We start from the raw sequence: 11,029 nt of genomic DNA on the forward strand, positions 1-11,029 counted from the left end.
CCGAGCCTCGACAGAATGGTGCGGCTGGGGAGCCATGGTGGCTCCTATGGAAGCTCGCTTCGAGAAAGTGCCATGTCCATCAACGCAGACGACCTTCGGGAATTCATTGAAGAAGAGCTGGCGCGGAACACGACACACCACAAATGGAGAGGAAAGGGCATCCCCATCCGTCGCACCTCCTGGTATACCAACGCGCATCGCAGCGACATCCAGGAGATAGGGAAGAAATACGGATGCCACACCTGCCTTTCCAAGCTCCATAAGGATCGCGATCAGCCGTGGGTTGGAGATCACATCCCCCCCACGAGTCTGAGCAAGAATTTGAGGCTTACACTGAGTGTGGACCTCAATCCCACGGTGCTCTTCCCTCAATGCCATGACTGTTCAAGCCGCCAAGCCAGCCTTATCAAGGGGCTCAACGCGATGCGGGCCGGAGATGCACTGAAATTCCTGAACAACAACCCAGATGAAAAATGCTTCATCCTCGGCGTGCGAGACCCCATCCCGGGAAACTGTGTCAGCTCATCCGGGCCCAAGGTCACATCGAACGAGGGGCAGGAAATCCAAAAAATCGGAAGCAAACAGGGCTGCCACACGTGCAACGGAAAAGTTCCAGCGCGCACGTACCACGCGGACCACTCCTTTCCCAAGGAGTTCTGCACACCTTACATGGAGTCTGTTTTCGACAAGCTGGGGCTTCTCTATCCGATAGATTTCGATCTGAAGCCTCAGTGTCCGCGCTGTTCGAGCAATCAAGGAGGGAGTGTCTCCTGGGTTGCGCAGCTGGCTAAGGAGTTTGCGAGAGAGCAGAAAGTCCCCGTCTACAAGTGGTGAGGTCCGTGGATGCTCTCGCGCCGGACTGGCCTCCAGCTCGGCGCGGCCTCGTCAGCGGGTTCACGAGACCCGCGCTCAAGATGGACCAGGTACCGCCCGTGCTCGGGGAGGCTCGGTGGCAGCGCCTACCCCCAGACGCTGACGCCATGCAGCCAGCCCCGATGGAGTCTGGTGTGAAGGCTTGTCGCGGAAGAGGATGAACGCCTGATGTGGGTTTCCCGCCCCCATCAGCGGCGCATAGCCCAGGTAGCTGTCTCGCTGGAGGCGGGCTGGAGCGCACGGGTCGCGGAGCACCATGCATACAGTCAGTGGCACTGCCGCATGGACGAGCAGAGGCAAGACCCGGTGTGACAGCCGCTGCGGAGCTGCCGTGGCCCAGGAGATTCCCGTTCCGCATTGGCCCTCGTCGAAGAAGAGCGTCACCTCCAGTCCTCCCGTGAGCACTGAGGCAAAGCCTCCCAGGGCCGTGGAGTCTCCCAGTGAAGTGGCGCTCAGGTGAGGTCCGCGAGTAGCCACTGGCTGCACGCTCACCTCACGCCGCACGACCACCCCGGCCTCCGGGAAAGCCTGAGCGAATAGCCAATGCAGCGTGCTGGGGCTGCTGAGGTTCAGCAGGCTCAGGCGATTTTGGGCGGCATCCTCCCAGCCAGGGAGCAAGGCGGCGTTCTGTTCTGGGTAGAGCCCCCCGAAGCGGGCCCGCAGCAGCTCATGGTCGAAGTAGCCCAGGAAGCGCTCCATCCGAGCAGTCTCCATCGGGTCCAGCCTCTCCATCTCCTGAAGGAGGAACGCGGGCAGTGGGGATTGTGCGCCGAGCAGACCGAGGTTCACCGTGAGGACGACGTGGCGGTGCGGCACATGGAGGAACTGGATGTCGTGCACCAGGTGCCCCTGATGCACGAGCGAGCGGTGGCTGCGGTACTCAATCTCGTGCTCGCCGTAGCCCTCCTGGGCGAGCAGGGACAACAACGCGGGCATGTCGAAGTGGCGGATGCGCTCGCGGATGTGTTGTTCAAGATTGAGCCTGCTCATGACGGGTCCTCGGCACCGGAAGCGGAGTTCAAGAACGCTTCCAGGTCCGTCCGGTAGAGCCGCTCGAGGGCACGCTCACTCAAGGAGGACCTGGAGCCCTCCATCAGTGGTTCGATTCTTTCCGCGTGCGCGCTCAGGTCCGTGAGGAAGCGGGAGAAAAGCGAGGGCAAGTAGACGAGCGGGTCGAAGTGATCGATGGCGTGGAGTACGTCCGAGGCAACCATGCTGGCGCGAGAGAAGTCCTGTCGTTCTACGAGCTGGTTGAAGGCGGCCAGCTTGTGCAGCAGTTGTTCGAGCGCAGGCGAGTGCTCCATTTCAGGCGGGAGTGCCGCACGCGTTCGTGAGGTCGAGGGCGTTACAAGACGAGCATCTTCCTCGTCCTGTCGCTCGTCTTCCTCTCGCGATTCCTCCTCCTTGGACTCTTCGTCCTCCGGCTTCTCGGGAGGTTCCTCAGGGGACTCTTCTTCCTGCTCGGCGGGCTCGGCCTCCTCCCTGTTTTCGACCTCCGGCACCTGCTCGTCGTCCTCCGGCTCAGGACTGGCCAGCGTCTCCGGAAAGGCTTCGTGGTTCTCACGCAGCCAGCCGGTCACCTGGAGCAACCGGGCAACGCCACCTCCGCCGGGCAGACGCTGCTCGAGTATTTCGACCAACTCGTCAATGGATTGGAGCGCCTCCTGGACATGGGGTCGCGAACAGCTCTCGCACCACCTCCGCCACACGTCATCCTGGGCCCGCCCATGAAACTCCAGGTGCTTGTGCAGGGACTTGAACAACCAGAGCAAGCCGCTGTCGGCCAGGGTCGGCTTGTTGTCGTCGGGCCCGAGCCGCTCCCACCCCTGTGAGCAGATCTGATGCACGGCGGAGAAGAGCGAGGGCAGGATTCGAGGACCGTGCGTCAAGAAGGCCCCGAACAGATAGGGACTCACCAGGCGCACGTCACAGGCGCCCTCGCGCAGCAGAACCTCGGACGCCCGTGCCGCCTCGGCATAGGCGCCCCGGGCCATCTGGGCGATGACCCGCTCCACGCGCGTCTCCACCTGCTCGGGTGTCAGGGCAGACGGGCTCGAGGGAGCCGTCAGCGCGCGCTCCAGGGCAGCGAGCGATTCCAGTGTCTCAGCCATCCTGCACCGCCATCTGCCCGGGGTTGACGACCTGGATGACGCCGCCCCAGGTGCATAGGCACTTGGAGTTGCTGTCCAGCGCCGGCATGTTGCCGATGAGCACCTTGGGGCAGCCGGGGGTCCACGGCGCCGCCGTGGCCGGAATGCACGGCATCGGTGTGAGCACACCCATCGCCGCCGCCGTCGCCGAAGCCACCATCGGATTGGCCAGCGATTGGCACATGCCAAACGGCGGGATGTTCACGAGCGGCTTGTTGTCCAAGATGTTGGCGGCCGGCGTGCTCGCGAGCACCTTGTTCACGGGCGCCACCACCAGCGTGGACGGCGCCGCGCCGAAGCTGCACTGGAGCGTGGCTCCCGTGACGACTTGGATTCCCATCGGTTCAATTCCTCGTCAGTGAGCGCCAGGCGCCTGCCGCAGCCGGGCTCGCAGGGCCGTGAGGGTCTGGAACAGGGGCGCCCCTGCCTTCTGGTAGAGCGCGCCCGTCAGGTACTGCGTGTGGCACCACGCATCGTCCACCCGTCCCTCCCGCAGCCTCGGGTAGAGAGGGAAGACCTCGAACCGGTCCGGGACGAACTCGGTGCCGAGCTGCAGCTCGAAGCGCCGGCGCAGCTCCGCCAGTGACGGCTGCGCACCCTCGGAGGGTGAGCCGGTGAAGACGAGCAGCACCGAGCGCAGCTCCCCACCCAGTCCTCCCGTGGGCACGGTGAGCAGCGAGGTGGAGCAGGGCGGCTCCACGCCTTCGAGCGCCTCCGTCACCTCGGCGGCGGGAAGCACCCGGCCCTCGCGACGTGGCTCCAGCGTTCCTCCGTAGTGGTACCGCTGTCGGACACAAGAGAGGACGACATGCCCGGGCGGCCTGCCCTCCGCGGGCAGCAGGGTGAAGAGCCCCATGTCTCCCGCCGCGGGCTGGCCGCTCCCGTTCAGGTCCTTCAGGGCCCAGCGGCGGCCCGGCGCGGGAGCAACCTCGGTATGCACATCCCCCACGCGCCGGGGCGAGGCGAGCACCGCGCCTCCAGCCGCCGCGTCCACGAGCACGTTGGAGCAGGGCACCGACTCCAGCCCGCACCCCTTCACCCACGCACGCCACGCCTGCCAGTCGAGCGGCCCCTCCGGGTTCCGGAACCAGCCACCCACGTTCCTGAGCGGCGTCCGCGTGCGCAGCAGCAAATCCCGCAGGGCCGGAGTGACACCGAGCGCACGCACCGGGTACTCCGTCAGCAGGGTGGGGCGCTCCTCCAGGTCCGACAGCTCCAGGTGCAGGTAGGTGGCGCCCCGCAGGAGCGTGGTGAAGATGAGCGCGGGCAGGTGCTGGAGCGGGTGGAAGCCCGGCGCCGCCAGATGGTCCCCCGGCGCCAGCGCGAAGGTGAGCGCGCCATCCACCAGCGCTCCGAGCCAGGCGTCCCCCGCCCGGAGGGGCACGGGCGTGGAGGGAGGATTCACCAGGGGCGAGAAGAGCAGCCCCACCCGCGCTTCCGGCTTGTAGCTGTGGGAGGCGAGTGCCGGCGTCGCGGGGCCCGCCGTGGGAAGCAGTCGCGGAGCGTAGGGCCCCAGGAAGGGCGCCTGATGCGGCTCGGCCGCCACGTGCTCGGGGTCGAGCACGGCCAGCCGGCGCGAAACGAAGCGGCGCCCCACCGGAGGCAGCAGGCTGACGCAGGCCCCCAGCCCCAGCGCCGCGCCGAGGCTCACCCACAGCTCGGGACCGGGGTGATACAACAGGCACACCCGCGCCCCCGGCTTCACGCCCCGCTGCTCCCACGCGGTGGCCCTTCGCGCGGCCTGCTCATGCAGCTGGCGGTAGCTCAGCGTCCGCCAGCCCACCGCCCGGTCATACGCGCGCAGCGCGATGCGCTCCGTCGTGGCGTGGCGGCCAATCAGGTCATGGAAGAAGTCGTGGTGCTGCCCCGTGCGGCTCTTGAAGGGCGCCCCCCGGCCCGCGTGGGCCGGTGCCAGCGCCGCCGCGAAGCCCTCCGGGTCCGTCCAGCTCCGCTGGAGCCAATCGGGAAGCGCTTCGGCCGGAGCAGCCTGCTCGACCTGCTGGAGGATGGCGCGGAAGTCGAAGCTCATGGCGTCTCCCCGGCCAGGGACGAGGCCTGGCCCGCGACGCGCACCTCCACCCGTCGGGCGTGCCCCGGGTCTTCGCTCCCGGACCCGCCCGGGCTGGCGCTCCGCACCCGCAGGCGCGACGCGGGAACTCCCTGCGCGGTCAGGTAGCCCTGGACGGCCAGCGCGCGCCGGAGCGGCAGCAAGCCATCCGTCGTCTCCTCCGGCGCGTGGCCCGCGTGTCCCACGAGGTGGATGACGGGCTCACCGGGCAGGGTGCGCAGGAGCACGACCACCGCCTGCAGCAGGCCGAGGTCCCCGGACAGCTCCGCGCGCCCCGGCTCGAAGAGCACCGAGCCCTGGAGGAGGGGCGCCGCGCTCGCGAGTGGAGCTTCCGCGGGGAGCAGCTCGCGGGTGGGCACGGGCTCCACGGACAGGCGGGGCTCTTCCACCCGAGGGGCGACGTCCACCTGCTCCAGGCGGAACCGCGGAATGGCCTCCGAGAGCCGCTCCAGGCCCGGAGGCGGCTCCATGCGGAAGCTCAGGCCCAGGAGCACGCGCGCCGTGGGCGTACCGGGCGCATTGCCCAGGCCGGGCCCTCCCATGGCGAACAGCTCCCACCGGGAGGTCAGCGGCAGGCGAACCCCGCCCATCATCTCGAGCGAGGGCTGGGCGTAGTCGCTGGAGAAGGCCCCCCGGACGGCGAGCTCGGCCCGGAGCCCCTTGCGCGCCATGGCCACCACCGCGCCCAGGCGCAGCTCGGGAATCAATCTCGTGGGGCCGCTGTCGAACGAGCCGTTGGAGGGCCGCAGCAGCACCCCGGCCTCAAACGCCGGATGAAGCCAGCCCCACCGCACCCCCGCGGTGGCGCGGGCGCGGAAGCGCATCCCCGCGTCGCGCGCCAGGGCCGGCTCGCTCCCCACGGGCAGCCCCGCGGCCAGGTCCACCGCGAGGTCCATGGGCTGCTCCCGGTGCAGGGACAGCAACCCCAGCCGCGCCTGGAGCACCGGGGTGCCGAGCCCCCGGCGCACCAGGGGCGGCAGTCCCATGCCGCCAGGGTCTCCGCCCGTCTGCCAGAGCACCGAGGGGACCTGCGCCCCCACCTCCAGCCACGGGAGCACGCCATAGCTGCCCGCCAGCACCACCGAGGCCCGGTGGCTGACCCGCGCCAGCTGATGCTCCCCGTTCTGAAGCATGAGCGGCAGGTGCTGGTAGTGCCCCACCAGCCCCACGCTCAGGCCGCCGGGGGCCAGCAGCTCGCCGTTGCCCACCAGGAGGGAGCCCTGCCCGGTGTTGAGCTCCAGGCGCTCCAGCTCGAAACCGGACGCCGCGGTCTGCGACCAGGCCGTCGAGCCGCGCAAGAGGGCCACCACGGCAAGGCCCCGGAGCAACGTGGAGAAGTGCATGGTGCGCACTCTGCCGGTGCGTCGCCGCAGGGGCTGTGACGGACATCACACGGAACCCGTGGCGCGCTTCACAGCGCTTCCCACGCGCGGCGAGCACGGCGACATCCGGCTCCCTGTGATGGCCTCGTGGTGTGACGGTCGCGCGCAAACGCTTCCGGCGCCGCCACGACGCGGCGTCACCCCCGGGACGGCTCTTCCGTTCCGGGCACCGGAATCTCCTCGCCGCGCAGGCGTCCGCGGAACACCGCGGCCCGCATCAGGAAGATGGTGGTGACCGGCGCGGTGAGCGCGATGAACACCGTGATGAGCAGCGCATGAAGGTAGAGCTGCCCCCGTTCGTAGGAGACCTGCACCGCCGTCGCGAGCGTGAAGCCCCAGGTCCCCACCGTCGCGCCCAGGGTGGGGGCGTGAACGCGCCGGAAAAAGCTCCTCAGGCGCAGCACCCCGAACGAGCCAATCAGCGCCGCCAGCGCGCCCACCACCACGAGCAGCGCGGTCAGCGCCTCCACCCACAGCGGAGTTCCCCCGTTCATTCGATGACCTCCCCGCGCAGGAGGAACTTGGCCATCGCCGTGGAGCCCACGAACCCGAAGAGGGCAATCAGGAGCGCCGCCTCGAAGTAGGAGCTGCTGCGATAGATGAGCCCCAGCGCGAGGATGACCAGCATCACGTTCACGTACAGGCAGTCGAACGCCAGCACGCGGTCCTCCGCCCTGGGTCCGAGAATCATCCGTGCCAGCGCCAGCAGCACCCCCAATGCAAGACAGCCCAGGGCGAAGGTCAGCGCCCAGGAGAGCAGAGGGCTCATTCGAAGATCTCCTTGAGCGAGCGCTCGTAGCGCTCCTTGATGAGCGCCACCAGAGCCGCTTCGCTCTCGATGGCGAGCACGTGCAGCAGCAGGACGCGATTGTCCGCCGACAGCTGCGCCCACGCGGTGCCCGGAGTGAAGGTGACAATCATCGCCAGCACGGCCAGCCCGTTCGGATCCCTCAGCTCGAGCGGGATGAGCACGAAGCCGGAGCGCATGTCACGCGAGCGCTGGGTGAGGATGGCCCACGCCACCTCGGCGTTCGACTTCAGCATCTCGAGCACCACCCGGCAGAACAGGCGTGCCATGACGAGGGGTCTGCGCATCCGCACGGGAGCCGGCCTGAGACGGACGGTCACCGCGGGCCAGAACAGCGCCAGGGCCGCGCCCAGCACCAGCGTCCCCGCGCTCACCGACTGCATGAGCAGTATCCACAGCAGGAGCAGCGCCACCGAGAGCACGGGGGAAGGAATGAGCCTCCTCATGGCCCGGCCTCCCGCGCCGTCGGCGGCGGCCGCACCTCCGCGCCGAGGACCGCCTTGATGTACCCACGCCGGTCATAGAGGGAGCGCGCCGTCGCGCTCGCGAGTTCCATCGTGGGGCCCGCCGCGAGCGCCAGCACGCCGCACGCGGTGAGGAGCGCCACCAGCGGCAGGCCCTCCGGCGCCCGGACCCGGGGAGGCTGGCGATGCATCTCCGACCAGAAGGTCCGGATTCCCGTCCGCGTGAGCGCGATGAGGGTGAGCAGGCCGCAGCCCAGCAGCACGCCCGTGAACAGCCAGGCCCGAGCGGAGACGGGCGCGCTCGCTCCACCCGCCCCGAGCGCCGCCGACAGCATGCCGACCTTGCCGATGAAGGTGGACAGGGGAGGCAGGCCCGAGATGAGCAGCGTACACGCGATGAAGGCCATGCCCATCAGGGCGGTGGACGCGGGGAACGGCAGGGCGACCAGCGGCTCCTCCTCGTCGTCGAGGTTGACCTCCTGCGCTTCCAGTGTCGCGCTGAGGAAGGGCGCCTCGTCCACGACGGTCGCTCCCGCGCGCCAACGCTCGACGACGTCGACGAGCAGGAAGAACGCGCTGGAGGCCAGCGTGGAGCTCACCAGGTAGAACACCGCGGAGCCGAGGACGGCCTCCTCGCCCAGCCCCAGCGCGGCCAGGAGCGTCCCGGCGGAGACCATCACGCCCCCCGCCGCCTGGACCGCGAGCCGCTGCGAGGCCATCATCCCCAGGGCCGCGAGCACCGAGGAGACCACGCCGAACACGAACAGCCCGTCCGCGCCGAACCCCGCCAACGGCCCCCCGGCGAACATCAGCGTCCACAACCGCACCAGCGCGTAGATCCCCACCTTCGTGAGCACCGCGAACATCGCCGCCACGGGCGGAGTCGCCGACGCATAGGCGGGGACGAGCCAGAAGTTGAGCGGCCAGGCCGCCGCCTTGGCCAGGAACGCCACCGCGAGGATGGCCGCTCCCGCGTCGATGAGCTGCCGGTTGGCCACGCCCACTCCGGACAGGCGCGCGGAGAGCTCCGCCATGTTGAGCGTCCCCGTGACGCCGTAGATCATCGCCACGCCGATGAGGAAGAGCGACGACGCGGCGAGGTTCACCGCCACGTAGTGCACCCCCGCGCGGACCCGCGGCTTCCCGGAGCCATGCAGCAGCAGGCCGTACGAGGCGGCGAGCAGGATTTCGAAGAAGACGAAGAGGTTGAAGACGTCCGCCGTCAGGAACGCGCCCGACAGCCCCATGAGCTGCAGCTGGAAGAGCGGGTGGAAGTGGACGCCCGCGCGGTGCCAGCGCGCGGAGGCGAACGAGAGCGCGCTGGCGCCCAGCAGCCAGGTCAGCACCAGCATTCCCGCCGACAGGCGGTCCACCGCGAGCGTGATTCCGAACGGCGCGGGCCAGTTGCCGGGCAGATAGGCCACGGCGCCGTGCGCGTCCACCCATGCGAACAGCGCCACCGAGATGGCGAGTCCCAGGAGCGTGGAGCTCATCCCCAGCACCAGCTTGGCGGCGCGCTTCCCCTCGCCCACGAGGAGCATCACCGCCGCGACCAACATCGGCAGGAGGATGGGGGCCACCATCAGGTGGGGCATCAGGCCCTGGAGGAGCGCGCTCATACCTCGGTGCCGTCCACGTGGTCGGTCCCGGTCATCCCGCGTGAGGCCAGGGTGATGACCAGGAGGAGTGCCGTCATCGCGAAGCTGATGACGATGGCCGTCAGCACGAGCGCCTGCGGCACCGGGTCCGTGTAGTGCGCGAGGTCCGGCGGGACGCCGTCCGCGAGGATGGGCTCCTTGTCGATGGCCAGGCCGCCGATACTGAAGATGAAGAGGTTGACCGCGTAGGACAGGAGCGACAGTCCGATGACCAGCTGGAACGTGCGGGGCCGCAGAAGGAGCCAGACGCCCGAGCCGGCCAGGATGCCGATCGCCACCGCAAGCACCACCTCCATCAGTCACCTCCCGAGGCCCGGTGGGCGCGAATCGACTGGTGCGCGAGCGCCACCAGGATGAGCAACGTGGAGCCCAGCACCAGGCAGAACACGCCCACGTCGAAGAACAGCGCGCTCGCGATGTGAAGCTCGCCCAGCACCGGCACGCTCAGGTGGAAGGTGTGCGAGGTGAGGAGCGGATAGCCGACGACGAACGCCCCCGCGGCCGTGCCGAGAACGAACAGGAGCCCCACGCCCAGCTGCGTGCGCGGCGCGAGGTGCAGCCGCTGCTCGACCCACTCCGTCCCGGAGACGAGGTACTGGAGCAGGAAGCCCACCGACATCACCAGCCCCGCCACGAACCCGCCTCCCGGCGCGTTGTGCCCCCGCAGGAAGAAGAACGCCGCCACCACTCCCGAGACGGGCAGGAACAGGCGGACCAGCACGGCCGGGACCATCAGGTACCCCACCGCCGTGTCGCGCGCCAGGCGTGGGTTCACCAGGTCCGTCTGCAGGTCCTCCGGCAGCGCCTGCTGCTGTGGCGGAAGCGCCATCACCTCGGACGCCGGCCGGAAGCGCCGCAGGAGCGCGTAGACCGTGAGCGCGACGAGGCACAGCACCACCCCCTCCCCGAAGGTGTCGAAGCCGCGGAAGTCCACCAGCATCACGTTCACCACGTTCCGCCCGCCTCCGCCGCTCAGCGAGTTCTCGAGGAAGAACGAGGTGCGCTCGGGAAGCTCACGCGTCATCACCGCGTAGGACAGGAGCGCCATCCCGCCACCGGCGCTCACCGCGACGATGAAGTCACGGGCCCGGCGGCCCCTGGCGAGCCGCCGCGTGTGCGCGTCGTACACGCCGCGAGCCGGCTCACGCGGTGGGAGCCACCGGAGCCCGAGCAGGATGAGCAGCGTCGTCACCACCTCCACGGTGAGCTGGGTGAGCGCCAGGTCCGGAGCGGAGAACCAGATGAACGTGACGCAGCACACCGCGCCCGCCGTCCCCGACAGCATCAGCGCGGCCAGCCGGTGGAACTTCGCCTGCCAGGCCGCCCCCATCGCCGCGAGGCCTCCGGCCACCCACAGCGCGACGAACACCGGAGAGAGCGGCACCAGCGGACGATCTCCCTTGCCGATGCCACCCCACAGCGTCACGACGCCCACCAGCAGGGTGACCAGCACCATCGCCAGCAGCTGCCGCTGGAGTCCCGCGGTGAGCAGCCAGCGGCGGCCCCACCTGCTCAGCGCGGTGAGCCACGCCAGCAGGGACGTGAAGAGCCTCGCGCCATCGAACCGCTCCATGAAGCGGCCTCCGAGGCCCCCCCGTCCCGCCTCCCACCTGTCTCTTATACACA

The 11,029-nt window shown here is 69.3% G+C and carries 12 protein-coding genes; 1 reads left to right on the forward strand and 11 read right to left on the reverse strand.

Features of this window, described 5'->3' with window-relative positions:
- Positions 1 to 72 precede the first annotated feature (72 nt).
- Positions 73 to 834 carry a hypothetical protein gene (locus HG543_RS27815; protein WP_169347902.1) on the forward strand — a complete coding sequence of 254 codons (762 nt, stop codon included), beginning with the start codon at positions 73 to 75 and terminating at the stop codon, positions 832 to 834.
- Between the two features lie 75 nt (positions 835 to 909).
- On the opposite strand, the gene HG543_RS27820 is transcribed toward HG543_RS27815, so the two are convergent.
- The 11 genes from HG543_RS27820 to mbhE all read right to left on the reverse strand — a co-directional run.
- The gene (locus HG543_RS27820; RefSeq protein ID WP_169347903.1) at positions 910 to 1,863 is read right to left on the reverse strand and encodes a type VI secretion system baseplate subunit TssG; all 954 of its coding nucleotides are present in this window, start codon (positions 1,861 to 1,863) and stop codon (positions 910 to 912) included.
- Positions 1,860 to 2,984, reverse strand: a complete 1,125-nt coding sequence (locus HG543_RS27825; protein WP_169347904.1) for a type VI secretion system protein IglI family protein — start codon at positions 2,982 to 2,984, stop codon at positions 1,860 to 1,862. Before HG543_RS27825 ends, HG543_RS27820 begins: the two co-directional genes overlap by 4 nt.
- Complete coding sequence (locus HG543_RS27830) at positions 2,977 to 3,363, reverse strand: DUF4280 domain-containing protein (RefSeq protein WP_169347905.1); 387 nt, start codon at positions 3,361 to 3,363, stop codon at positions 2,977 to 2,979. Before HG543_RS27830 ends, HG543_RS27825 begins: the two co-directional genes overlap by 8 nt.
- A 15-nt stretch (positions 3,364 to 3,378) precedes the next feature.
- Positions 3,379 to 5,052, reverse strand: coding sequence for an AMP-binding protein (locus tag HG543_RS27835; RefSeq protein ID WP_169347906.1), 1,674 nt, complete (start codon positions 5,050 to 5,052; stop codon positions 3,379 to 3,381).
- Positions 5,049 to 6,434, reverse strand: coding sequence for an OmpA family protein (locus HG543_RS27840; RefSeq protein WP_169347907.1), 1,386 nt, complete (start codon positions 6,432 to 6,434; stop codon positions 5,049 to 5,051). The genes HG543_RS27835 and HG543_RS27840 overlap by 4 nt, the downstream gene beginning before the upstream one ends.
- A gap of 176 nt (positions 6,435 to 6,610) precedes the next feature.
- Positions 6,611 to 6,967 carry a monovalent cation/H(+) antiporter subunit G gene (gene mnhG / locus HG543_RS27845; RefSeq protein WP_169347908.1) on the reverse strand — a complete coding sequence of 119 codons (357 nt, stop codon included), beginning with the start codon at positions 6,965 to 6,967 and terminating at the stop codon, positions 6,611 to 6,613.
- Complete coding sequence (locus HG543_RS27850; protein ID WP_169347909.1) at positions 6,964 to 7,242, reverse strand: K+/H+ antiporter subunit F; 279 nt, start codon at positions 7,240 to 7,242, stop codon at positions 6,964 to 6,966. Before HG543_RS27850 ends, mnhG begins: the two co-directional genes overlap by 4 nt.
- Positions 7,239 to 7,727 carry a Na+/H+ antiporter subunit E gene (locus HG543_RS27855; RefSeq protein ID WP_169347910.1) on the reverse strand — a complete coding sequence of 163 codons (489 nt, stop codon included), beginning with the start codon at positions 7,725 to 7,727 and terminating at the stop codon, positions 7,239 to 7,241. The genes HG543_RS27850 and HG543_RS27855 overlap by 4 nt, the downstream gene beginning before the upstream one ends.
- A complete protein-coding gene (locus tag HG543_RS27860) occupies positions 7,724 to 9,364 on the reverse strand; it encodes a monovalent cation/H+ antiporter subunit D (RefSeq protein WP_169347911.1) in 1,641 nt (546 codons plus the stop codon). Before HG543_RS27860 ends, HG543_RS27855 begins: the two co-directional genes overlap by 4 nt.
- Positions 9,361 to 9,699, reverse strand: a complete 339-nt coding sequence (locus HG543_RS27865; RefSeq protein ID WP_169347912.1) for a Na+/H+ antiporter subunit C — start codon at positions 9,697 to 9,699, stop codon at positions 9,361 to 9,363. Before HG543_RS27865 ends, HG543_RS27860 begins: the two co-directional genes overlap by 4 nt.
- Positions 9,699 to 11,029, reverse strand: a 1,331-nt coding sequence (gene mbhE, locus HG543_RS27870; protein WP_169347913.1) for a hydrogen gas-evolving membrane-bound hydrogenase subunit E, incomplete at its 5' end; no start/stop codon positions are given. The genes mbhE and HG543_RS27865, both read right to left, overlap by 1 nt.

The organism is Pyxidicoccus fallax (genome assembly GCF_012933655.1).
Taxonomy (GTDB): domain Bacteria; phylum Myxococcota; class Myxococcia; order Myxococcales; family Myxococcaceae; genus Myxococcus; species Myxococcus fallax.

Bases quoted from the DNA above. Each gene is read 5' to 3' on its own strand.
- HG543_RS27850 (WP_169347909.1), bottom strand. From the start codon at position 7,242: ATGAGCCCTCTGCTCTCCTGGGCGCTGACCTTCGCCCTGGGCTGTCTT.
- HG543_RS27865 (WP_169347912.1), bottom strand. From the start codon at position 9,699: ATGGAGGTGGTGCTTGCGGTGGCGATCGGCATCCTGGCCGGCTCGGGC.
- HG543_RS27825 (WP_169347904.1), bottom strand. From the start codon at position 2,984: ATGGCTGAGACACTGGAATCGCTCGCTGCCCTGGAGCGCGCGCTGACG.
- mnhG (WP_169347908.1), bottom strand. From the start codon at position 6,967: ATGAACGGGGGAACTCCGCTGTGGGTGGAGGCGCTGACCGCGCTGCTC.
- HG543_RS27855 (WP_169347910.1), bottom strand. From the start codon at position 7,727: ATGAGGAGGCTCATTCCTTCCCCCGTGCTCTCGGTGGCGCTGCTCCTG.
- HG543_RS27820 (WP_169347903.1), bottom strand. From the start codon at position 1,863: ATGAGCAGGCTCAATCTTGAACAACACATCCGCGAGCGCATCCGCCAC.
- HG543_RS27830 (WP_169347905.1), bottom strand. From the start codon at position 3,363: ATGGGAATCCAAGTCGTCACGGGAGCCACGCTCCAGTGCAGCTTCGGC.
- HG543_RS27835 (WP_169347906.1), bottom strand. From the start codon at position 5,052: ATGAGCTTCGACTTCCGCGCCATCCTCCAGCAGGTCGAGCAGGCTGCT.
- HG543_RS27815 (WP_169347902.1), top strand. From the start codon at position 73: ATGTCCATCAACGCAGACGACCTTCGGGAATTCATTGAAGAAGAGCTG.
- HG543_RS27860 (WP_169347911.1), bottom strand. From the start codon at position 9,364: ATGAGCGCGCTCCTCCAGGGCCTGATGCCCCACCTGATGGTGGCCCCC.
- HG543_RS27840 (WP_169347907.1), bottom strand. From the start codon at position 6,434: ATGCACTTCTCCACGTTGCTCCGGGGCCTTGCCGTGGTGGCCCTCTTG.